22 protein-coding genes and 1 tRNA gene are annotated in these 21,582 nt (G+C 57.3%); 8 read left to right on the top strand and 15 right to left on the bottom strand.

Annotation, left to right across the window (positions count from 1 at the left end; translation table 11 throughout):
* Window positions 1-53: 53 nt before the first annotated feature.
* The 7 genes from hscB to trmJ form a co-directional block, all read right to left on the bottom strand.
* Window positions 54-575: a co-chaperone HscB gene (gene hscB / locus FEZ62_RS02145; protein WP_090514039.1), complete on the bottom strand. Its 522-nt coding sequence runs from the start codon at window positions 573-575 to the stop codon at window positions 54-56.
* A 7-nt stretch (window positions 576-582) separates the two neighbouring features.
* Window positions 583-906, bottom strand: coding sequence for an iron-sulfur cluster assembly protein IscA (gene iscA, locus FEZ62_RS02140; RefSeq protein ID WP_069901233.1), 324 nt, complete (start codon window positions 904-906; stop codon window positions 583-585).
* Window positions 907-917: 11 nt separating this feature from the next.
* Window positions 918-1,304, bottom strand: coding sequence for a Fe-S cluster assembly scaffold IscU (gene iscU, locus FEZ62_RS02135; protein WP_069901231.1), 387 nt, complete (start codon window positions 1,302-1,304; stop codon window positions 918-920).
* A 42-nt stretch (window positions 1,305-1,346) separates the two neighbouring features.
* The gene (locus FEZ62_RS02130) at window positions 1,347-2,561 is read right to left on the bottom strand and encodes an IscS subfamily cysteine desulfurase (protein ID WP_069901229.1); all 1,215 of its coding nucleotides are present in this window, start codon (window positions 2,559-2,561) and stop codon (window positions 1,347-1,349) included.
* Window positions 2,562-2,610: 49 nt separating this feature from the next.
* Window positions 2,611-3,102, bottom strand: coding sequence for a Fe-S cluster assembly transcriptional regulator IscR (gene iscR / locus FEZ62_RS02125; RefSeq protein WP_069901227.1), 492 nt, complete (start codon window positions 3,100-3,102; stop codon window positions 2,611-2,613).
* A gap of 282 nt (window positions 3,103-3,384) precedes the next feature.
* The gene (gene cysE / locus FEZ62_RS02120) at window positions 3,385-4,164 is read right to left on the bottom strand and encodes a serine O-acetyltransferase (protein ID WP_172926657.1); all 780 of its coding nucleotides are present in this window, start codon (window positions 4,162-4,164) and stop codon (window positions 3,385-3,387) included.
* Entirely contained in the window at window positions 4,157-4,936 is a 780-nt protein-coding gene (trmJ, locus tag FEZ62_RS02115; protein ID WP_069901223.1) for a tRNA (cytosine(32)/uridine(32)-2'-O)-methyltransferase TrmJ, read from the bottom strand. The genes cysE and trmJ overlap by 8 nt, the downstream gene beginning before the upstream one ends.
* A gap of 145 nt (window positions 4,937-5,081) precedes the next feature.
* On the opposite strand from trmJ, the gene suhB reads away from it, so the two are divergent.
* Entirely contained in the window at window positions 5,082-5,897 is an 816-nt protein-coding gene (gene suhB / locus FEZ62_RS02110) for an inositol-phosphate phosphatase (RefSeq protein WP_069901221.1), read from the top strand.
* A gap of 125 nt (window positions 5,898-6,022) precedes the next feature.
* Here suhB and FEZ62_RS02105 read toward each other — a convergent pair whose 3' ends face one another.
* From FEZ62_RS02105 to queA, 6 genes are all read right to left on the bottom strand, one after another.
* A complete protein-coding gene (locus tag FEZ62_RS02105) occupies window positions 6,023-6,568 on the bottom strand; it encodes a glycine zipper 2TM domain-containing protein (RefSeq protein WP_172926656.1) in 546 nt (181 codons plus the stop codon).
* A gap of 237 nt (window positions 6,569-6,805) precedes the next feature.
* Window positions 6,806-7,714: a protein translocase subunit SecF gene (secF, locus tag FEZ62_RS02100; protein WP_172926655.1), complete on the bottom strand. Its 909-nt coding sequence runs from the start codon at window positions 7,712-7,714 to the stop codon at window positions 6,806-6,808.
* 9 nt (window positions 7,715-7,723) lie between these two features.
* Window positions 7,724-9,592, bottom strand: coding sequence for a protein translocase subunit SecD (secD, locus tag FEZ62_RS02095; RefSeq protein ID WP_069901215.1), 1,869 nt, complete (start codon window positions 9,590-9,592; stop codon window positions 7,724-7,726).
* A gap of 62 nt (window positions 9,593-9,654) precedes the next feature.
* Window positions 9,655-9,990, bottom strand: coding sequence for a preprotein translocase subunit YajC (gene yajC, locus FEZ62_RS02090; protein WP_069901213.1), 336 nt, complete (start codon window positions 9,988-9,990; stop codon window positions 9,655-9,657).
* A gap of 29 nt (window positions 9,991-10,019) precedes the next feature.
* A complete protein-coding gene (gene tgt, locus FEZ62_RS02085) occupies window positions 10,020-11,144 on the bottom strand; it encodes a tRNA guanosine(34) transglycosylase Tgt (protein ID WP_170827782.1) in 1,125 nt (374 codons plus the stop codon).
* Window positions 11,145-11,158: 14 nt separating this feature from the next.
* Entirely contained in the window at window positions 11,159-12,208 is a 1,050-nt protein-coding gene (queA, locus tag FEZ62_RS02080) for a tRNA preQ1(34) S-adenosylmethionine ribosyltransferase-isomerase QueA (protein WP_172926654.1), read from the bottom strand.
* Between the two features lie 110 nt (window positions 12,209-12,318).
* On the opposite strand from queA, the gene FEZ62_RS02075 reads away from it, so the two are divergent.
* From FEZ62_RS02075 to FEZ62_RS02065, 3 genes are all read left to right on the top strand, one after another.
* A tRNA-Leu gene (locus tag FEZ62_RS02075) sits at window positions 12,319-12,403 on the top strand.
* 335 nt (window positions 12,404-12,738) lie between these two features.
* Window positions 12,739-12,951 (top strand): cold-shock protein, encoded by a 213-nt coding sequence (locus tag FEZ62_RS02070; RefSeq protein ID WP_003284681.1) that lies wholly within the window; start codon window positions 12,739-12,741, stop codon window positions 12,949-12,951.
* Window positions 12,952-13,046: 95 nt separating this feature from the next.
* Window positions 13,047-13,541: an RDD family protein gene (locus FEZ62_RS02065; RefSeq protein WP_069901207.1), complete on the top strand. Its 495-nt coding sequence runs from the start codon at window positions 13,047-13,049 to the stop codon at window positions 13,539-13,541.
* Window positions 13,542-13,615: 74 nt separating this feature from the next.
* On the opposite strand, the gene lptG is transcribed toward FEZ62_RS02065, so the two are convergent.
* Together lptG and lptF are read right to left on the bottom strand one after the other, a co-directional pair.
* Window positions 13,616-14,677 (bottom strand): LPS export ABC transporter permease LptG, encoded by a 1,062-nt coding sequence (lptG, locus tag FEZ62_RS02060; protein WP_150548457.1) that lies wholly within the window; start codon window positions 14,675-14,677, stop codon window positions 13,616-13,618.
* The gene (gene lptF, locus FEZ62_RS02055) at window positions 14,670-15,791 is read right to left on the bottom strand and encodes an LPS export ABC transporter permease LptF (RefSeq protein ID WP_069901203.1); all 1,122 of its coding nucleotides are present in this window, start codon (window positions 15,789-15,791) and stop codon (window positions 14,670-14,672) included. The genes lptG and lptF overlap by 8 nt, the downstream gene beginning before the upstream one ends.
* 143 nt (window positions 15,792-15,934) lie before the next feature.
* Here lptF and FEZ62_RS02050 point away from each other — a divergent pair, with 143 nt between their 5' ends.
* The 4 genes from FEZ62_RS02050 to FEZ62_RS02035 all read left to right on the top strand — a co-directional run bounded on the left by FEZ62_RS02050 (window position 15,935) and on the right by FEZ62_RS02035 (window position 21,576).
* Window positions 15,935-17,425, top strand: a complete 1,491-nt coding sequence (locus tag FEZ62_RS02050) for a leucyl aminopeptidase (RefSeq protein ID WP_172926653.1) — start codon at window positions 15,935-15,937, stop codon at window positions 17,423-17,425.
* Between the two features lie 209 nt (window positions 17,426-17,634).
* The gene (locus FEZ62_RS02045; RefSeq protein WP_172926652.1) at window positions 17,635-18,054 is read left to right on the top strand and encodes a DNA polymerase III subunit chi; all 420 of its coding nucleotides are present in this window, start codon (window positions 17,635-17,637) and stop codon (window positions 18,052-18,054) included.
* A gap of 7 nt (window positions 18,055-18,061) precedes the next feature.
* Window positions 18,062-18,493: a DNA polymerase III subunit chi gene (locus FEZ62_RS02040; protein WP_069901197.1), complete on the top strand. Its 432-nt coding sequence runs from the start codon at window positions 18,062-18,064 to the stop codon at window positions 18,491-18,493.
* 230 nt (window positions 18,494-18,723) lie between these two features.
* Entirely contained in the window at window positions 18,724-21,576 is a 2,853-nt protein-coding gene (locus FEZ62_RS02035) for a valine--tRNA ligase (protein WP_172926651.1), read from the top strand.
* Window positions 21,577-21,582 lie beyond the last annotated feature (6 nt).

Below are 21,582 nucleotides of genomic sequence, written 5' to 3'. Positions count from 1 at the left end.
GATTAATAGATGCTTTTCTGAATATCAAGCGCACCCTTACGGGCGCGCGAGCGTTAATCGTCGAGGCGCTCTTCCAACTGGCGGACCTCGTGGGAAAGCTTGTCGAGAAACTGCATGCGACGCATCAGGCGCTCGGCCTCTTCACGTCGCGCGGCATCATCCCAACAAACCGCAAAGCTCTCGTTCAACTCGTCCTGCGCCTGCTTCAAACTGCGCTTGAAACGCAACACGCCGTCGATATCCGCAGCGTCCTGCAAGTCTTCAAGCTCTTCACGCAGCTGAATCTGCTGCATCAGGAAATCCGGGTCGTGCACCGTGACTTCCAGCGGCAATTCAGGGCCACTCAGCGCCAGCAGATAGCGGGCGCGTTGCGGTGCGTTCTTCAGCGTTTGATAGGCCTCATTGAGGCTCGCGGACTTTTCCAGCGCAGAGCGCTGTTCACGCGCATCGGCATCGGCGAAACGGTCCGGATGAACCGTGCGCGCCAATTCGCGATAACGCGTGGCAAGCTGATCGAGGTCCAGGCGAAAACTCGGCTGGAGGTCGAACAAGGCAAAATGACAAGGAGTACCCACAATAGCCTCAGATGTTGAAGCTTTCGCCGCAGCCACATTCGCCGCGCACGTTAGGGTTGTTGAACTTGAACCCTTCGTTCAAGCCCTCCTTGACGAAGTCCAGCTCGGTGCCATCGAGGTAAACCAGGCTCTTGGGATCAATAATGACCTTGACCCCGTGGCTCTCAAACACCTGGTCTTCGCTGGCGGTTTCGTCGACGAACTCCAGCACATAGGCCAAGCCCGAGCAGCCAGTGGTGCGAACGGCCAAACGAATGCCCTCGCCCTTGCCGCGCCCATCAAGGGAACGCTGGACGTGGCGAGCCGCCGCTTCGGTCATGCTGATAGCCATCGACAACCTCCTTAAACCAAACCTTTCTTCTGCTTGTAATCGCGCACGGCTGCCTTGATGGCATCCTCAGCGAGTACCGAGCAGTGAATCTTCACCGGCGGCAATGCCAGCTCTTCTGCCAGCTGGGTATTCTTGATGGTTTCTGCCTCATCAAGGGTCTTGCCCTTCATCCACTCGGTTGCGAGGGAGCTGGAAGCAATCGCCGAACCGCAGCCGTAGGTCTTGAACTTGGCGTCTTCAATTACGCCCGACTCATTTACCTTGATCTGCAGACGCATCACGTCACCACACGCCGGAGCGCCGACCATGCCGGTGCCAACATCTGGATCTTGCGCGTCCATCTTGCCGACGTTGCGCGGATTTTCGTAGTGGTCGATGACCTTTTCGCTGTAAGCCATGTTATCTATTCCTCACTCATCAGGCGCCGCTCAACGGCAGCTTTAGTGTGCCGCCCATTCAACCTGGGACAGATCGACACCTTCTTTGAACATATCCCACAGCGGCGACAATTCGCGCAGTTTGGTCACTGCTTCGCGCACTTTGGCTGCGGCGTAATCAACTTCTTCTTCGGTAGTGAAGCGGCCGAAGGTGAAACGAATCGAGCTGTGCGCCAGTTCATCGTTACGACCCAGCGCACGCAACACATACGACGGCTCAAGCGATGCCGATGTACAGGCCGAGCCCGACGATACAGCAAGATCCTTGAGCGCCATGATCAGCGACTCGCCTTCAACATAGTTGAAGCTCAGGTTCAGGTTGTGCGGTACACGGGCAGTCATGCTGCCGTTGATGTACAGCTCTTCCATGTCAGCCAGGTGCGCATAAAAACGATCGCGCAGGGCCAGCAGACGCTGGTTTTCAGCAGCCATTTCAGCCTTGGCAATGCTGAACGCTTCACCCATGCCTACGCACTGGTGAGTTGCCAGCGTACCGGAACGCATACCGCGTTCATGGCCACCACCGTGGGTCTGTGCTTCCAGACGTACGCGCGGCTTGCGGCGAACGTACAGAGCGCCCACGCCTTTCGGGCCGTAAGTCTTGTGCGCAGAGAACGACATAAGGTCAACCTTGAGGTTCTCGAGGTTGATTTCAACCTTGCCAGTCGACTGGGCCGCATCAACGTGGAAGAAAATCCCACGCGAGCGCGTCAGTTCGCCAATGGCAGCGATGTCGTTGACGGTGCCGATCTCGTTGTTGACGTGCATGATCGAAACCAGAATGGTGTCTTCACGCAACACCGCTTCAACCATCGCCGGCGTGATCAGACCATCTTCGCCCGGCTCGATGTAAGTGACTTCAAAGCCTTCACGCTCAAGCTGACGCATGGTGTCGAGAACAGCTTTGTGCTCGATCTTCGACGTAACAAGGTGCTTGCCCTTGCTCTTGTAGAAATCAGCGATGCCTTTGATAGCAAGGTTATCGGATTCGGTTGCGCCGGAGGTCCAGACGATCTCACGTGGATCGGCACCTACCAGTTCAGCAACCTGACGACGCGCATTCTCAACCGCTTCTTCTGCCTTCCAGCCAAAGAAGTGGGAGCGCGATGCCGGATTACCGAAGTTACCGTCAGCGGTCAGGCAATCGACCATTTTTTGCGCAACACGCGGATCGACCGGCGTGGTAGCGGAATAATCCAGATAAATCGGCAATTTCATTGATTCTCTCCTAATCAGGATTCAGGCCTTGCGAGCCGGCACCTTGTCTTCAGTCGACGGCGGATGCTGCAATTTTGTCTAATTGTGGGGATCGGCTGTTGCAATGACGCTGATCCTGGCGCTGTGCAACTTCTTGCACTTCGCTGCGAGTTACCAAGTCAGCCAGGCTGATACCACTTAGAAACTCGTGAATTTGCTGGCTCAAATCGCACCACAAATGGTGCGTGAGGCAAGTGTCGCCACCATGACAATCGCCCTGCCCCTGGCAGCGCGTGGCGTCAACCGACTCGTTCACGGCGTCAATTACTTCGGCTACCTGTATCCCGCGCATGTCACGCGAAAGCTGGTAGCCGCCACCCGGGCCGCGAACGCTGGAAACCAGGCTACCGCGACGCAGCTTGGCAAAAAGCTGCTCCAGATAGGACAGGGAGATACCTTGACGCTCTGAAATGTCGGCGAGTGACACCGGCCCTTTTTGCGCATGCAGCGCCAAATCGAGCATGGCGGTCACGGCATAACGGCCTTTTGTAGTCAGTCGCATTAGAGGTTTACCGAAGGTCACTACTATGCAGTGAGTATGCAATTCCCGAGTATTTAAGTCAACTATAAGACCTATCGTTTTACTCGGGATTAGCTGTCAGCGTGCAGTAAAAAAGCGCCGCGACAGTGATAGACGTTTTGCGTAAAGCTGCAAGCCAGAGCCATTTACCCGGAACCAGCCCGAACAACACCCATTGGCGAACAGCCAACTCCAGCAGATTGCCGGCACTTAGCCCGCAAGCGAGGGCGCGTAGCATAGCAACATGCCACGCGCCGTTCCACATTATGCCGCCGGCTTATCGTCCTGCTCTTTACACACACCGACGAAATCTTCATCGCGCAGCGCTGGCAAGGCTTTCACATCGAAGTCTTCGTCGAGGGTTTTCAGCGCCTTGCACATGCGATCAAGACGACCATCCACGGCTTGCAGGTGATCGAGCAGTTGCCCAATCGCCTTGGACACCGGATCCGGCATGTCCTGACCCACACCATAGGAATCGAAGCCGAGCTTTTCAGCCATGGCCTGACGCTTGGCTTCCTGATCATCTGTCGCCTTGGCGATGATCTTGCCCGGAATACCCACAGCCGTAGCGCCCGCTGGCACAGCCTTGGTCACAACGGCGTTGGAGCCGATCTTGGCGCCCGCACCCACAGTAAATGGCCCCAGCACCTTGGCACCGGCACCCACCACGACGCCATCTTCAAGCGTTGGGTGGCGCTTGCCCTTGTTCCAGCTGGTACCGCCCAGCGTCACACCCTGATAGATAGTGACGTCGTCACCGATCTCGGCCGTTTCGCCAATCACGATGCCCATGCCGTGGTCGATAAAGAACCGCCTGCCAATACGCGCACCCGGATGAATCTCGATACCGGTGAGCCAACGCGAGAAGTTAGACACCACCCGCGCCAGCCATTTCCAGCCAGAACCCCAGAGCGCGTGCGCACAGCGATGCAACCACATAGCATGCAGACCGGGATAACAGGTCACGACCTCAAGGGTATTACGTGCTGCCGGGTCCCGATGGAACACACTTTGAATGTCTTCTCGCATACGCTCAAACATCATCTTTCCCCTGCTTGTGGTGCTCACCGCGCGCCGCCTTGACCGTCTCGGTCAGTACGCCGCGCAAAATATTCATTTCAAGCTTGCTGATACCGCTGCGCCCATAAAGGCGACGCAGGCGACTCATCAAGTGCCGTGGCTTGGCCGGATCGAGAAAACCGATCTCAACCAGCGCCAATTCCAGATGACTATAGAAAGACTCCAACTCGTCCGCCGTTACGGCCTGCGAACTGAGCATCGAAGTGGACTCGAACTTCTCGACCTTGGTCGGCTGGTTCTCAGCAGCCAGCCACGCCATGCGCACTTCATATGCCAACACCTGCACGGCAGCGGCCAGATTCAACGAGCTGAAATCCGGGTTGGAAGGGATATGCACATGGAACTGACAACGCTGCAGCTCTTCGTTGGTGAGGCCGGCATATTCACGGCCAAACACCAATGCCACTTCGCCGCCCTGCCGGGCCTGCTCGCAGGAAGTCACGCCGCACTCACGCGGATCCAGCAACGGCCACGGGATACGCCGGTCGCGAGCACTGGTACCAAGCACCAATGTGCAACCCACAAGCGCTTCTTCGAGGGTGCCGACAATTTGTGCATTGTCGAGAATATCGGTGGCACCCGAAGCGCGCGCCACGGCATCACCGCTCGGGAAATCAATCGGATCAACCAGGACCAGGCGCGACAAGCCCATGTTTTTCATGGCCCGCGCAGCCCCGCCGATGTTGCCGGGATGACTGGTATTGACCAAAACCACACGGATATTATCTAGCAACGTCGCTACTCACTAAAACGTCAGAGGGGCTGAAATCTTACAGAAGCCGATGTGTTTATGCCATGCAGGACAAACGGGACTCTTTTTCTACTACGCTTTTCTGATATAATTTTCGGCTTTCTTTAACGACCCAGGTGACACATCCATGCAGCCTATGCTGAATATCGCGCTGCGCGCAGCCCGTAGCGCCGGTGAAATGATCTTCCGCTCAATCGAACGCCTGGACGTCATCTCGGTAGACGAGAAAGATGCCAAAGATTACGTGACCGAGATCGACCGCTCTGCCGAGCAACTGATTATTCAGGCTTTGCGCAAAGCCTACCCGAATCACGGCTTTCTTGGCGAAGAAAGCGGCCTGACCCCAGGCTCCGGCGAAGGCGCCGACTACCTGTGGATTATTGATCCACTGGACGGCACTACCAACTTCATCCGTGGCGTTCCGCACTTTGCCGTCAGCCTGGCGTGCAAATACCGTGGCCGTCTTGAGCACGCGGTAGTTATCGATCCGGTTCGTCAGGAAGAATTCACCGCCAGCCGTGGCCGTGGCGCTGCACTGAATGGTCGTCGCCTGCGCGTCAGCAATCGCAAGAGCCTCGAAGGCGCACTGCTTGGCACGGGCTTCCCGTTCCGCGACAGCCAAATGGACAACCTTGAGAACTACCTTGGCATGTTCCGCAGCCTGGTCGGCCAAACTGCCGGTGTTCGCCGCGCAGGCGCAGCCAGCCTCGACCTCGCCTACGTTGCAGCCGGTCGTTTCGATGCGTTCTGGGAGTTCGGCCTGTCTGAGTGGGACATGGCGGCAGGCGCTCTGCTGATTCAAGAAGCAGGCGGCCTGATCAGCGACTTCAGCGGCGGCCACGACTTCCTTGAAAAGGGCCAGATCGTTGCCGGTAACACCAAGTGCTTCAAGGCGGTACTTACCGCCATCCAGCCACACATGTCGGCCTCGCTTAAGCGCTAAGCCTCATGCTGTGCCAAAAGCGCCTTCGGGCGCTTTTTTATTGCCTGCAATTTAATCGCCAGCGAACAGGCAAAAAAAATACCCGCCAGCACAACGCCAGGCGGGTATGTTTTGTCAGCGGAAATTTACTGCTGCTGCAGATCCGCTTCGCTCAGCACCAACTGACCGTCTTTAACCGGAATCGCACGACCCGGATCGCTGGCCATACGCACCTCACCGACCTTGCCGTCGAGGTTGTACTTGACGTTATAACCGACCAGCTTCTGGCTGGTGTCGGTTACGGTATTACAGCGCGTCTCTGTCGTGGTGTAGGTGTCATTGTTCTGCATGTTTTCCTGCACCTTGTTACCGGCATAACCGCCGCCGATAGCACCGGCCGCCGTGGCGATCTTCTTACCACTGCCGCCGCCCACCTGATTACCCAGCAAACCACCTACTACCGCGCCAATCGCGGTACCGGCAATCTGATGCTGATCCTGCACCGGCTTGCGGCGGGTGACAGCAACATCCTTACAGACTTCACGCGGGGTCTTGATGGTTTCATTGATTGGCTTTACCGCCAGCACTTCGGCGTAGTCGGGCCCGCTGACATAGTTATAAGTCGCAACGGCACCACCAGCAGTCACAGCAACAGCGCCCAAAACGGTACCCACTAGCAATGACTTGTTCATATCTATCTCCCAACTATTGTTCTGGCACTTAACGGCCTTGTTGCAAATAAGACAGCCACAAGCCCCTGCTAGTTCCACCCGCTCAGCGCTTCAGCCCGCTATTAGTACGGGTTCACACATTTTCATCGCGACCATAAAAAAACACCCAGACGGCATAACCGACTGGGTGTTTTTTCAGATGAAGCGGCGTAAAGCGCCGATCATTCAGGCTATACAAAACGCCTGACGGAACGAGCCTTAAGGCATTTCATCCACTTCTTCAGCCACAACCGGCGGGATCAGGTCTTCGACGGTCAAGTCGAGCCAGATCAGCACTACGTTGGCGATGTAAACCGATGAGTAAGTACCGGCAAATACACCAATGAACAGCGCGATAGAGAAGCCGAACAGGTTGTCACCGGCAAACATCAGCAGTGCACCAATGGCCAGCAACGTCGAGATCGAGGTTGCCAAGGTACGCAGCAGCGTTTGCGTGGTCGACACGTTGATGTTCTCGATCAACGTAGCCTTGCGCAGCACGCGGAAGTTTTCCCGCACGCGGTCGAATACCACGATAGTGTCGTTCAGCGAGTAACCGATGATCGCCAGAATCGCCGCCAGCACGGTCAGGTCGAAGGTGACCTGAAAGAACGACAGCAGGCCCAGAGTGATGATCACGTCGTGCAGCAACGAAATCACGGCACCGACGGCGAACTTCCACTGAAAACGGAAAGCCAGGTACAGCAGTACGCCGCCCAACGCCAACAGCATGCCGATGCCGCCCTGATCGCGCAGCTCTTCACCCACTTGCGGGCCGACGAACTCAACCTTTTTAACCTGCAGCTTGTCGCCCGAATCGCGCAGAGCGGTCGCCACCTTGGTGCCCAGCTCCGGGTCATCGCCCTGCATGCGCACCACAACATCAGTGGTCGCACCGAAGCTCTGCACCACAGCATCGGCAAAACCTGCCGCGCCCAGCGTGGAGCGAACCTTACTCAGGTCCGCTGGCTGCTCGTAAGCCAGTTCGATCTGCGTACCGCCGGTGAAATCCAGGCCGTAGTTCAGGCCCTTGACGAAGAAGCTGCCCAACGCCAGGAGCGTCAGCAGTGCTGTCACGGCGAACGCAAGGTTGCGCACGCCCATGAAGTTAATCGTACGTTTGCTCATGTCAGCCCCTTAAATCCACAGCTTCTTGAAGTCACGGCCGCCGAAGATCAGATTGACCATGGCGCGTGTGACCCAGATTGCAGTGAACATCGAAGTGAGAATACCCAGCGAAAGGGTGACCGCGAAGCCTTTGACCGGCCCTGTACCCATTGCGAACAGGATGCCACCCACCAGCAAGGTAGTAAGGTTGGCGTCGATGATCGCAGAGAAAGCACGGTCGAAACCTTCGTGCATGGCGCGCTGTACCGACATGCCATTGGCAATCTCTTCACGAATCCGCGAGAAGATCAGCACGTTGGCGTCTACCGCCATACCCATGGTCAGTACGATACCGGCGATACCCGGCAAGGTCAGCGTGGCATTGAGCAGAGACATCAAGGCCAGCAGCAGCACCATGTTGAACGCCAGCGCAATCGTTGCCAGCACACCGAAGAAGCGGTAGATGGCAATGATGAACAGCGAAACGAAGAGCATGCCCCACAGCGCGGCCGTTACGCCCTTGGCAATGTTGTCGGCACCGAGGCTCGGACCGATTGTGCGCTCTTCAGCAAAGTACATAGGCGCCGCCAGACCACCCGCACGCAACAGCAGCGCAAGCTCGGAAGACTCGCCCTGACCGTTCAGACCGGTAATACGGAACTGGCTGCCCAGCGGAGACTGGATAGTCGCCAGGCTGATGATTTTCTTCTCTTCGGTGAAGCTCGGCACCGAGACTTCCTGCTCGACGCCATCAACAACCTTGCGTACCAGTTTGCTGACCGGCTTCTGCTCGATGAAGATCACCGCCATGCTGCGCCCGACATTGCTGCGGGTTGCACGGTTCATCAAGTCGCCACCGTGGTTATCCAGACGGATATTCACCTGCGGACGACCATTTTCATCGAAGCTTGCGCTGGCATCCGTTACCTGGTCACCGGTGATGATCAGGTCACGCTCCAACTGCACTGGCGGACGGCCCGGCTCACGGAAATCGAAGGATTCAGTGGAGGCACGCGAAGCATCGGCAGCCGCTTCAAGGCGGAACTCGAGGTTGGCGGTCTTACCGAGGATACGCTTGGCTTCAGCCGTGTCCTGCACGCCTGGCAATTCAACCACGATACGGTTGGCGCCCTGGCGCTGTACCAGCGGCTCAGCTACACCCAGCTCGTTGACGCGGTTGCGCACAGTTGTCAGGTTTTGCTTGATCGAGTATTCGCGAATTTCAGCCACTTTGGCCTGATTCAGCGCCAAGCGCAGAACCTGCAAGCCATCACGCTCAAGCGAGGTGATGTCGAAGTCGCGGTAATCGGCAGTAATCAGGCGCTGGGCTTTTTCCAGCGTCGCCTCGTCAGAGAAGCCCAACTGAATGGCGCCATTGAGTTCCGGCAGGCTGCGATAGCGCACGCGCTCTTTACGCAGCAAGCTCTTAACTTCGCCTTCATAGACCTTGCGCCGTGCATCCAGCGCTTTTTCCATGTCGACTTCGAGCAGGAAGTGAACACCGCCCGACAAGTCGAGGCCCAGCTTCATTGGGCTGGCACCGACGTTACGCAACCACTGAGGCGTGGTCTGGGCAAGGTTGAGGGCAACTACAAAGTCACCACCCAGCGCCTTGCGCACAATATCTTTAGCTGGCAACTGGTCTTTTTTCTCGACCAGGCGCAGCAAACCACCTTTACCTTGCGCCGCCAGTTCAAGCCCTTTGACTTCAATGCCGGCTTCTTTCAAAGCAGCACTCGCGAGATCCAGGTTGGCTTGAGTGATCTGTTGCGCCGTGCTGTTACCGGTGATCTGAATCGCCGGATCATCAGGGTACAGGTTGGGTGCCGAGTACAAAAAGCCGACCGCGAGCACAGCCACGATCAGCAGATACTTCCAAATGGGAAATTTATTGAGCATGACGCCGCCCGTTATGACGAGGGGCGCATTAAGCGCCCCATCGAATAAAAATTATGTGAATCTTAAATAGCTTTCAGCGTGCCTTTCGGCAGGGTGGCAGCAATCGCTACCTTCTGAATTTTAAGTTCAACGGTGTCAGACACTTCAATGACTACGAAGTCATCACTGACCTTGGCAATACGGCCGGCGATACCGCCAGTAGTTACCACTTCGTCGCCCTTTTGCAGGCTGCCGAGCAGATTCTTGTGCTCTTTAGCGCGCTTGGACTGTGGGCGCCAGATCATCAGATAGAAGATGACCAGGAAACCGACCAGAAATACCCACTCAAAACCACTACCTGCGGGGCCAGCAACCGAAGCAGCACCGTCAGCGTATGCAGCAGGGATCAAAAAGCTCATTTAACACTCCTGTTGGAAAGGTCTTATAACTAGTTATTAGTGTCCAGCGGTGGCGTTGGAAGCCCGCGCCGAGCATAGAAGTCATCGACAAAGGCGGCCAATGTACTCTGTTGAATAGCCTCGCGCAAACCAGCCATAAGGCGCTGATAGTGACGCAAGTTGTGGATTGTATTGAGCATACTGCCCAGCATTTCGCCACACTTATCCAGATGATGCAGATACGCGCGCGAAAAATTCTTGCAGGTATAGCAATCACAGGACGAATCCAACGGAGAATCATCGTGTTTGTGCACGGCGTTACGAATCTTCAGTACGCCAGTATCCACAAACAAATGGCCATTGCGCGCGTTGCGAGTTGGCATTACGCAATCAAACATGTCGACGCCCCGGCGCACACCTTCTACCAGATCTTCAGGCTTACCAACGCCCATCAGGTAACGAGGTTTGTCAGCCGGCATGACGTCTGGCAGGTAGTCGAGCACGCGGATCATTTCTTCTTTCGGTTCACCCACCGACAAACCGCCAATTGCGAGGCCGTCGAAACCGATTTCATTGAGGCCTTCGAGCGAACGCATGCGCAGTTCTTCGTGCATGCCGCCCTGAACGATACCGAACAGCGCCGCCGTGTTATCGCCATGCGCCTCTTTCGAGCGCTTGGCCCAACGCAGCGACAGCTCCATCGAACGCTTGGCCACATCGAACTCGGCCGGATACGGCGTGCATTCGTCGAAAATCATCACAATGTCAGAGCCCAGATCACGCTGAACCTGCATCGACTCTTCAGGGCCCATGAACACCTTGGCGCCGTCAACGGGGGAGGCGAAGGTAACGCCCTCCTCCTTGATCTTGCGCATGGCGCCCAGGCTGAACACCTGAAAACCACCGGAATCAGTAAGAATCGGACCTTTCCACTGCATAAAGTCATGCAGGTCGCCGTGCTTTTTAATCACTTCAGTGCCAGGACGCAGCCACAGGTGAAAGGTATTGCCCAGAATCATCTGCGCACCGATCGCCTCGATATCACGCGGCAACATACCTTTAACCGTGCCGTAGGTACCGACTGGCATGAATGCCGGAGTTTCTACCACGCCACGCGGAAAAGTAAGACGACCGCGTCGGGCTTTGCCCTCGGTCGCCAGTAATTCGAAAGACATGCGGCAGGTGCGCGTCATACTTGTTCCTCAGGCCCGCGTGCCGCGGGATTGCGGGTGATGAACATGGCATCACCGTAACTAAAGAAGCGATAAGCCTCAGCGACCGCACTTTTATAGGCCGCCATGGTTTCGGGATATCCGGCAAACGCCGAGACCAGCATGAGCAGTGTCGACTCAGGCAGGTGGAAGTTGGTCACCAGCGCATCGACCACATGGAACGGACGCCCCGGGTAGATAAAAATGTCGGTGTCGCCACTGAATGGTTTAAGCACGCCATCACGCGCGGCGCTTTCCAGCGAACGCACACTGGTCGTCCCCACCGCGACTACCCGACCGCCGCGTGCACGACAGGCTGCAACCGCATCCACCACTTCCTGGCTGACTTCGAGCCATTCAGTGTGCATGTGGTGATCTTCGATGCGCTCGACGCGCACCGGCTGAAAAGTGCCTGCGCCCACGTGCAGGGTGACGAACGCGGTGGATACACCTTTGGCGGCAATCGCCTCCATTAAAGGCTGATCAAAATGCAGCCCGGCAGTGGGTGCGGCAACAGCACCGGCACGCTCGGCGTATACAGTTTGATAACGCTCACGATCCGACGCCTCGTCAGGGCGATCAATATAGGGCGGCAGCGGCATATGCCCGACGCGCTCAAGCAACGGCAACACCGGCTCATTAAAGCGCAACTCAAACAAGGCATCGTGACGGGCAAGCATTTCAGCTTCGCCGCCGCCATCAATCAGAATCATCGAGCCAGGCTTGGGCGATTTGCTCGAGCGCACATGCGCCAATACCCGGTAAGCATCCAGCACGCGCTCTACCAGCACTTCGAGCTTGCCGCCCGAGGCTTTTTGGCCGAACAGGCGCGCAGGAATAACCCGGGTATTGTTGAATACCATCAGGTCGCCCGGTTGCAGATGATCAAGTACATCGGCAAATTGGCGATGGTTAATTTCACCCGTCGGGCCGTCCAGAGTCAGCAAACGACTAGCGCGCCGCTCAGCAAGTGGATGGCGGGCGATCAGGGCTTCAGGCAGTTCAAATCGAAAGTCAGCAACACGCATGGCGGGAGGATCGTATAGCAGGGCGCAAAAGTTTAACGGAAATTGTAGAAATTGACCACGCAATGCATTGACCAACGGCAAAGTCGTCCTTATACTCCGCCGCCATTAGTGCCCCGGTGGCGGAATCGGTAGACGCGGCGGATTCAAAATCCGTTTTCGAAAGAAGTGGGAGTTCGAGTCTCCCCCGGGGCACCAATCTTCTAAAAGTTGTTTGTTGAGCCAACAAACCAACTGCATCAAAGGTCAACTTGCCACAGATCCTGTCGCGCATTTACAGACCTAAAAAATCTAGCATCACACTGAGCTTTACCCTAGCCCGCCTAGCTATACCCTGTTTTAGGGGTTGGCATTTGCTGCGGAGTTAGCGTAGAGTTATTTGACTGTGTTTGCATGGGTCGCCGTGAATTGTGACCTGATGCAGTAGATCCTAGATCCGCTACATCCCGTTCGCTTTGTTACTCCTTGCAACCAGTCTCAGTCCTTCTATTATGAGGAGGCTGTCATCAACTTTAAGTTTCAAGGAATAAGACATGTCGAATCGTCAGAACGGTACCGTCAAGTGGTTTAACGACGAGAAAGGTTTTGGTTTTATCACTCCAGAAAGCGGTCCGGATCTGTTCGTGCATTTCCGCGCGATCGAAGGTAATGGCTTCAAGAGCCTGAAAGAAGGCCAAAAAGTCAGCTTCGTCGCTGTACAAGGTCAAAAAGGCATGCAGGCTGACCAGGTTCAAATCCAGGAATAAGCCCGCCGCTTTGAAAAACCCCTGATGGCGACATCAGGGGTTTTTTTATGGGTATCATCTTCTGCCTATCACCACCCTCAAGACACGAGCTGCCAATGCCCAAACACCTCCTGCGCCCGCAAGGTGAATTTCCAGCCGCTGGCCTGCCCCGCCGCTGCGCCGCCATGTTTTATGACTTCCTGCTGTGCGTCGCCCTGCTGATTGTCGTCACCTTCATTTATAAACTGATTCTCATGGGCTTTTACGGCGCCGACACCCTGCGCGAGATGTCCGACGCCGGCGCACTGGACGGCGATCCGATCCTGTCGACCATTCTGTTTTTCTGCCTGTTCGGCTTTTTCAGCAAGTTCTGGACTTACAACGGCCAGACGCTGGGCATGCAGGTATGGGGCATTCGCATCCAGAACGCCGATGGCAGCGCGATCAGCCTGTGGCAGGCATTGTTGCGCTTCGTGATCTCTATCGCCTCCTGGCTATGCTTGGGGCTGGGTTTCCTCTGGATCATCTGGGACAAACAAAAGCGCAGCTGGCACGACATCTATTCCGAGTCGCAAACGGTCCAGCTACCCAAGAATATCCATAAGAAATAATTAACCGCCGCGCAACAAAAAGCCCCCGACGCATCACTGCATCGGGGGCTTTTTTATGCGCGCGCTGAGTGGCGCTAGCCTGCCCTGCGCATCAACAACAGCCCCGCGAACGCACAGATTCCGGCAGGCACCAGCACCGCAAACAGCGGCGAGAAGCCAAACACCAGGCTCGAAGGGCCGAGCAGGTCCTGGGCGATCTTGAACACAAAGCCCACCAGCACACCGGTAAATACACGCTGGCCGAGCGTTACCGAGCGCAGCGGGCCAAAGATGAACGAAATGGCCATCAATACCAGTGCACCCGTTACCACCGGCTGCAGCACCTTGGTCCAGAATGCCAGCCAGTATTGGCCGTTATTCAGGCCCTGAGCCCCCAGATAATGGATGTAGCCCCACAAACCACTGATTGATAACGCATCCGGCTCCAACACCACCGTGCCGAGCAATTGCGGGGTCAGCTCGACATCCCAGCGCTCTGTCGGCGTGGTGACAACCTCAGTGCGATCTTCATGGAATACCGTGGTATTGACGTTTTCAAGCGCCCAGTGATCCTGCTGATACGTCGCCTTGCGGGCAAAGCTCGATGACAGCATGTGGCGCTGATCATCAAACCGATAGCGGGTCACACCAAACAGCACTCCGTTCGGCTGCACGGCGTTGATGTGCACGAACTCATCGCCCTGACGATGCCACAGGCCACGCTTGGAGCTTTGCGCTTCACCGCCGCCCTGGGCCATCGAGCGCCCGGCCTCGGCCTTGTTTTCACTCCATGGCGCAAGGTATTCACCGATCAGAATACCCACCAACATCAGCACCAGCATCGGCTTCATGACCGCCCAGACGATGCGGCCGATGGAAACACCGGCGGCGCGCATGATGGTCAGCTCACTGTTGCTGGCAAGCCCGCCCAAACCAATGAGGCAGCCGATTAGCGCCGCCATTGGCAGCATTTCATAGGCACGGCTCGGGGTGGTCAGCAACACGTACCACGCGGCCTGGGCCATGCCGTAGTTATCATCGATATCGCCCAGTTCATCAATGAAGGCGAAAAGCAGTGCCAAGCCGACAATAACCCCGAGCACAGCCAGAATGGCCATGAAAACCTGAGCACCGATGTAGCGGTCGAGCTTACCCACGAGCCACCTCCGCACGCTGCTTGCGGCTCAGCATCTTCAGGCGCAACGGCTCCCAGTAGAGCAAACTCAAACCAATCAAAGCGAACACCCCGTGAACCCACCATAAGCCCAGCGCATGCGGGATCTTGCCTTTATCCAGCGCACCCCGGGCAGCAATCAGAATCGACAGATAAGCCATGTACAAGAGAATCGCCGGCAGCAATTTGAGGAAACGGCCCTGACGCGGATTAACCCGCGACAACGGCACAGCCATCAACGTGACGATGAACACCAGCAACGGAATCGACAAACGCCACTGCAACTCGGACTGATAACGAATGTTGTCGCTGCCGATCAGATCGCGGGTGGGCACCGCTTCACGGTCACTGATCTCCGAGCTGACTTCAGGCTTGGGCAGCAACACGCCGTAGGTGTCATATTTAATGGCCCGGTAATCTGCTTTACCCGGGTTGCCGTCATAGCGGTAACCGTTTTCCAGCACCAGATAACGGCTGCCATCGGGCTGTACTTCCTGACGCCCGCTTTCGGCCACCAGTACAGTAATGCCGCGTTCTTTGGCGCCGTCATTCGACAGACGCTTCTCGGAGATAAACACGCCACCCAACTCGCTGCGATCATTCGACAGCTCCTGGGTGTAGGTAACCCGCGAGCCCTCACGCAGCGCTTGGAATCGCCCTGGCACCAGGGTATCGAACTCAGTCAGGGCATCCTGCTCGTTAAGAATCTGCGCCACGCGGGTGACCCCTTGCGGTGCCAATCCGAGGCTCAGCCAGCCCACCAGCAACGCGACCAGCGCCGCCGGGATCATGGTGTAACCGAGCAGACGCTGCTGGCTCATGCCGGTTGCCGACAACACGGTCATCTCGCTTTCGAGGTAAAGACGCCCATAAGCCAGAAGAATCCCGAGGAACAGACCCAGCGGTAAAATCAGTTGCAGGAAGCCCGGCAGGCGAAACCCCATAATCAGGAACAACACGCCAGGGTCCAGCGCTCCAGAAGCGGCTTGCGCAAGGTACTTGATGAAACGCCCACTCATGATGATTACCAGTAACACGGCACTCACCGCGGTTAAGGTAGTCAAAACTTCGCGGGATAAATAACGGAAGACGATCAAACCAGACACTCCAGGGTTGTCAGGCTCAGGCAGCTAAGCTCAAACTAGCCACACCATTTGCCAGCCCGCAGACTCTGCGAACCACGTAAAATTTGTAGCCATTATCCAGCAATACCGACTCGTTGTCTTGAGGACACCATTCCATGGAATTTTTTGTCAAAAGCGCTCGTCCGGAAACACTGAAAACCGCCACGCTAGTCATCACTGTAGGCGAAGGCCGCAAACTGGGTGAAGCCGCCCAAACGATAGACGCCGCCACCTCAGGTGCAATCAGCGCCCTGCTCAAGCGCGGCGACCTTGCCGGCAAACTTGGCCAGACCCTGCTGGCGCACAATCTGCCTAACCTCAAAGCCGAACGCGTGCTGCTGGTTGGCAGCGGTAAAGACGCCGAGTTGTCTGACCGCCAATTTCGCAAAATGCTCAGCGCCGCCTATGCAGTATTGAAAGGTTTGGGCGGCAGCGACGCCATTCTGGCGCTCAACGAGCTGAAAGTTAAAGGCCGTGACACCTACGGCAAGACCCGCCTTCTGGTAGAAACACTGGAAGACGGCACGTATCAGTTCGATCAGTTCAAGAGCCAGAAGGCTGACGCTATCGCCCTGAAAAAAATTACTCTGATCACCGACAAGGCTGATCAGGCGGATGCAGAGCGCGCCAGCAATCAGGCCAAGGCCATTGCCAAAGGCATGGCGTTCACCAAAGACCTCGGCAACATGCCGCCGAACATCTGCCACCCAAGCTACCTGGCTGAACAGGCCAAAGAGCTGAGCAAGGCTTATAAAGGTCTCAAGGTCGATATTCTCGACGAGAAAAAGCTCAAGGCCCTCGGCGCTGGCGCATTCCTCGCAGTGGCGCAAGGCAGCGAGCAGCCGCCGCGCATGATCGTCATGAACTATCAGGGCGCCAAGAAAACCGACAAACCTTATGTTCTGGTCGGTAAAGGCATCACCTTCGACACCGGCGGCATCAGCATCAAGCCGGCAGCCGGCATGGATGAGATGAAGTACGACATGGGCGGCGCGGCCAGCGTATTCGGCACCCTCAAAGCCGTACTCGAAATGCAACTGCCGATTAACCTGGTGTGCGTTCTGGCCTGCGCCGAGAACATGCCAAGCGGCGGCGCCACGCGTCCTGGCGATATCGTCACGACCATGAGCGGGCAAACAGTTGAAATCCTCAACACCGACGCCGAAGGCCGACTGGTGCTGTGTGACGCACTGACCTACGTCGAGCGTTTCAAACCGCAAGCGGTTATCGACATTGCCACCCTCACTGGCGCCTGCATCGTTGCCCTCGGCAGCAATGTTTCCGGCCTGATGGGCAACAACGATGAACTGGTCCAGCAGATCCTCGGCGCTGGTCTCACTGCAGACGACCGTGCCTGGCAACTGCCGCTGTACGATGACTATCAGGAACAGCTCGACAGCCCGTTCGCCGATATCGCCAACATTGGCGGCCCGAAAGCCGGCACCATCACCGCAGGTTGCTTCCTGTCGCGCTTCGCCAAGAAGTACAATTGGGCGCACCTGGACGTTGCAGGCACCGCGTGGATCAGCGGCGGCAAAGACAAAGGCGGCAGCGGCCGTCCGGTGCCATTGCTGACACAGTACCTGCTCGACCGCAGCGAAGCTTAAGTAACAGGCTATCGGGATGCGCGCGGGCCATTCGCGCGCTACCTTTAGTGTTAACAGCGCAACACGTGCGAGCCTCGCCTGCTGCAATAAATGCAGGGCCAACGCCAGCACGCTGATTTACTGGCGACTGGCCTGATGGCGACGCTCGACACGATGCTGACCCGTGGAACATTCTCCACCCCAACCTGTACCGCAACGATGGCCCACGCATGCCGCGAATAGAATTCTATGTACTGCCCGATAGCGATCCAGCCAAGCGCCTCAAAGCCGCTTGTGTACTGGCGATGAAGGCGTGGCGCGCCGGTTTGCCGGTGTTCCTGCGCGGCAGCGATGCCGAACAGTGCGCAACCCTCGATCAACTGCTCTGGGCGTTCAAGAACGACTGCTTTGTACCCCACGATCTGGTTGAGGACGATGCAACCTCACCCGTGGTGATCGGCCGCGACCAGCCACCTGCCAGCGAGCAGGGCGTGCTGATAAACCTTGACCAGAACCTTTCGCCGCACACCGAACAGTTCGCCCGGGTGATTGAAATAGTCAACCAGCAACCCGAACTGCTCCAAGCCTGCCGCGACAATTTCCGCACCTACCGCGACCGCGGTTTTGCCCCTAAACGAGTTGAACTGTAAGAGCACCATGGACAACCCAATGCCTCCTCGCGAACCCAAGCAGCTTTTGGATGACCTTGAATCCATCCGCGAACTGCTGGGCGATGACAGCCTCGAGCCGCCGCTGCTGACCGAAGAAGTCGCTGACGACTTTGATGACATCGACGATGTGCCGCTGCTTTCGGAAACCATCACCGAGCCACCGCAGCAGATAACCAGCAAAACCCCACTGGCCAAAGCCGTTGTTCATGAGCCGGGCACCATCAGTGCGCTGCGCCAGACCGTGCAGGAGTCGATCAGCCGCGACAGTGAAATGAACCGGCTCGACAGCGAATTGCGCGCCGCGGCGCAGTTGATTCTGCAGGACGTGATCGATGACTTCGTGCCGCAGATCGAAGCCGAATTACGCACGCGCCTCGAAGCGCGCCTGAGCCGCCTGTTGCCGCCGCGCAAGTCCTGAGCGGCAACACCTCGCCAGCATATTCGCCACAGCGAAAATGCTGGCTTATACCCGTCTAATCCACCTTCTCACCCGCCGAAAACAGCCTAAGCCGCGCGCTCGCTGGCAGATAGCGATTGCCACAGGTCAATAATCGGCACCTCTGCCGACGCTTACCCTTACGCCACAGGCCCCTTCCCCGCTATACTTGTCGGCTTTTCCGATCAGCCGTCAAAAGGGTCCCGCCGCGCATGGACAAGACCTACCAGCCGCACGCCATTGAAACCTCCCTGTACCAGAACTGGGAAGCGAACAACTATTTCGCCCCACAAGGTTCGGGTCAGCCGTACACCATCATGATCCCGCCGCCGAATGTCACCGGCAGCCTGCACATGGGCCATGGTTTCAACAACTCGATCATGGATGCGCTGATTCGTTTCCGCCGCATGCAAGGCCGCAATACGCTGTGGCAGCCAGGCACCGACCACGCGGGCATCGCCACGCAAATGGTGGTTGAGCGCCAACTGGCCGCCGATGGCGTGAGCCGTCACGACCTGGGCCGCGACAAGTTCCTGGAAAAAGTCTGGGAATGGAAAGAGCAGTCCGGCGGCACCATCACCCGCCAGATTCGCCGCCTCGGCTCCTCGGTAGACTGGTCGCGCGAGCGCTTCACCATGGACGACGGCCTGTCGGACGCGGTTAAAGAAGCCTTCGTGCGCCTGCACAAAGACGGCCTGATCTATCGCGGCAAGCGTCTGGTCAACTGGGACACCAAGTTCCACACCGCCATTTCCGATCTCGAAGTGGAAAACCACGACGAGAAAGGTCACCTGTGGAACCTCAAGTACCCGCTGGCTGACGGCAAGACCACCGCCGAAGGCAACACTTACCTGATCGTCGCCACGACCCGTCCGGAAACCATGCTCGGCGACGCCGCCGTTGCCGTGCACCCGGAAGACGAGCGCTACAAGTCGCTGATCGGCAGCTTTGTCGAATTGCCGCTGGTTGGCCGTCGCATCCCGATTATTGCTGACGATTACTGCGACCCTGAATTCGGCACCGGCTGTGTGAAAATCACCCCGGCGCACGACTTCAACGACTACGAAGTCGGCAAACGCCACAACCTGACCCTGCTGAATATCTTCGACAAGAACGCAGTGGTGCTGGCGAACGCACAAGCTTTCAATATCGACGGCAGCGTCAATGCCGAAGCCGATACCGCCCTGCCCGCAGAATTCGCCGGCCTTGACCGCTTCGAGGCGCGCAAGCAGATCGTTGCAGCCTTCGACGCCGCCGGTTTGCTGGTCAGCGTTGATGACCACGCCCTGAAAGTGCCGAAAGGCGACCGTTCGGGCACCATCATTGAGCCATGGCTGACCGATCAGTGGTACGTATCGACCAAGTCGCTGGCGGAGCCTGCGATTGCAGCCGTTGAAGATGGCCGCATCCAGTTCGTGCCCAAGCAGTACGAGAACATGTACTTCAGCTGGATGCGCGACATCCAGGACTGGTGCATCAGCCGTCAGCTCTGGTGGGGCCACCGCATTCCGGCCTGGTACGACGATGCCGGCAACGTTTATGTCGGTCGCACCGAAGCCGAAGTTCGCAGCGAAAACCAGTTGGGCGACGACGTTGCCCTGCGCCAGGACGAAGACGTACTGGATACCTGGTTCAGCTCGGGCCTGTGGACCTTCTCGACACTGGGCTGGCCGCAGCAGACTGAATTCCTCAAGACCTTCCACCCGACTGACGTGTTGGTGACCGGTTTCGACATCATTTTCTTCTGGGTTGCCCGGATGATCATGCTCACCATGCATTTGGTGAAGAACGAAGACGGCACGCCGCAGGTTCCGTTCAAGACCGTTTACGTTCACGGTCTGGTGCGCGACGGCCAAGGCCAGAAGATGTCCAAGTCGAAGGGTAACGTACTCGACCCGCTGGATATCGTTGACGGCATCGACCTCGAAAGCCTGCTGACCAAGCGTACCAGCGGCATGATGCAGCCAAAACTGGCAGAGAAGATCGCCAAGCAAACCCGCGCCGAGTTCCCGGAAGGTATCGCCGCTTACGGCACCGACGCCCTGCGCTTCACCAACTTGTCGCTGGCCTCGACCGGCCGCGATATCAAGTTCGACATGGGCCGCGTCGAGGGTTACCGCAACTTCTGCAACAAGATCTGGAACGCCGCCAACTTCGTCATCGAGAACACCGATGGCCAGGACACTGGTATCAATGGCGAAGCCGTCGAATTGTCGTCGGTCGACCGCTGGATCATCTCGCAGCTGCAACGCACCGAAGCCGCTGTGACCCGTCACCTCGACGCCTTCCGTTTCGACCTCGCCGCCTCGGCCCTGTACGAATTCATCTGGGACGAATACTGCGCCTGGTACCTGGAACTGGTGAAGCCGGTTCTGTGGGACGAGAACGCGCCAATCGAACGCCAGCGCGGCACTCGCCGCACACTGATTCGCGTGCTGGAAGTTGCGCTGCGCCTGGCGCATCCGTTCATGCCGTTTATCACTGAAGAAATCTGGCAGCGGATCAAGGCTCAAGCAGGCGCTAGCGGCGACACCATCATGCTGCAGGCCTGGCCGGTGGCGAATGAGGCGCGTATCGACGCGGCTGCCGAAGGTGATATCGAGTGGGTTAAAGCCTTGATGCTCGGCCTGCGCCAGATCCGTGGCGAGATGAATATCTCGATGGCCAAGCGTATCGACATCATCCTCAAGAACGCCAACAGCGAAGATCAGCGCCGCCTGCAGGAAAACGCGCCGCTGCTCAACAAGCTGGCCAAGCTGGAGTCCGTCACCATCCTCGCCGCTGGCGATGAGCCGCCAATGTCGGCGACCGCTCTGGTTGGCGACATGGAAGTATTGGTGCCGATGGCTGGCCTGATCGACAAAGCGGCTGAACTGGGCCGTTTGGACAAGGAAATCCAGCGTCTCGAAGGCGAAGTCAAACGTGTTGGCGGCAAGCTCGGCAATGCCGGTTTCGTCGACAAGGCTCCGGCTGAAGTGATCGAGAAAGAGCGCGCCAAACTGGCCGAAGCCGAACAGGCTCTGGGCAAGCTGGCAGAGCAACGCGCCCGTATCGCCTCGCTGTAATCCATT

This window comes from Pseudomonas sp. MS19 (assembly GCF_013277615.1).
Classification (GTDB): Bacteria; Pseudomonadota; Gammaproteobacteria; order Pseudomonadales; family Pseudomonadaceae; genus Aquipseudomonas; species Aquipseudomonas marincola.
The sequence above is the reverse complement of the archived record's forward strand: the minus strand, read 5'-3'. Positions and strand labels throughout refer to the sequence as shown.

Coding starts and splice junctions, on each gene's coding strand:
- iscA (WP_069901233.1), bottom strand. CDS start 906: ATGGCTATCAGCATGACCGAAGCGGCGGCTCGCCACGTCCAGCGTTCC.
- iscU (WP_069901231.1), bottom strand. CDS start 1,304: ATGGCTTACAGCGAAAAGGTCATCGACCACTACGAAAATCCGCGCAAC.
- FEZ62_RS02130 (WP_069901229.1), bottom strand. CDS start 2,561: ATGAAATTGCCGATTTATCTGGATTATTCCGCTACCACGCCGGTCGAT.
- iscR (WP_069901227.1), bottom strand. CDS start 3,102: ATGCGACTGACTACAAAAGGCCGTTATGCCGTGACCGCCATGCTCGAT.
- cysE (WP_172926657.1), bottom strand. CDS start 4,164: ATGTTTGAGCGTATGCGAGAAGACATTCAAAGTGTGTTCCATCGGGAC.
- suhB (WP_069901221.1), top strand. CDS start 5,082: ATGCAGCCTATGCTGAATATCGCGCTGCGCGCAGCCCGTAGCGCCGGT.
- FEZ62_RS02105 (WP_172926656.1), bottom strand. CDS start 6,568: ATGAACAAGTCATTGCTAGTGGGTACCGTTTTGGGCGCTGTTGCTGTG.
- secF (WP_172926655.1), bottom strand. CDS start 7,714: ATGAGCAAACGTACGATTAACTTCATGGGCGTGCGCAACCTTGCGTTC.
- secD (WP_069901215.1), bottom strand. CDS start 9,592: ATGCTCAATAAATTTCCCATTTGGAAGTATCTGCTGATCGTGGCTGTG.
- yajC (WP_069901213.1), bottom strand. CDS start 9,990: ATGAGCTTTTTGATCCCTGCTGCATACGCTGACGGTGCTGCTTCGGTT.
- tgt (WP_170827782.1), bottom strand. CDS start 11,144: ATGTCTTTCGAATTACTGGCGACCGAGGGCAAAGCCCGACGCGGTCGT.
- queA (WP_172926654.1), bottom strand. CDS start 12,208: ATGCGTGTTGCTGACTTTCGATTTGAACTGCCTGAAGCCCTGATCGCC.
- FEZ62_RS02070 (WP_003284681.1), top strand. CDS start 12,739: ATGTCGAATCGTCAGAACGGTACCGTCAAGTGGTTTAACGACGAGAAA.
- FEZ62_RS02065 (WP_069901207.1), top strand. CDS start 13,047: ATGCCCAAACACCTCCTGCGCCCGCAAGGTGAATTTCCAGCCGCTGGC.
- FEZ62_RS02050 (WP_172926653.1), top strand. CDS start 15,935: ATGGAATTTTTTGTCAAAAGCGCTCGTCCGGAAACACTGAAAACCGCC.
- FEZ62_RS02045 (WP_172926652.1), top strand. CDS start 17,635: ATGCCGCGAATAGAATTCTATGTACTGCCCGATAGCGATCCAGCCAAG.
- FEZ62_RS02040 (WP_069901197.1), top strand. CDS start 18,062: ATGGACAACCCAATGCCTCCTCGCGAACCCAAGCAGCTTTTGGATGAC.
- FEZ62_RS02035 (WP_172926651.1), top strand. CDS start 18,724: ATGGACAAGACCTACCAGCCGCACGCCATTGAAACCTCCCTGTACCAG.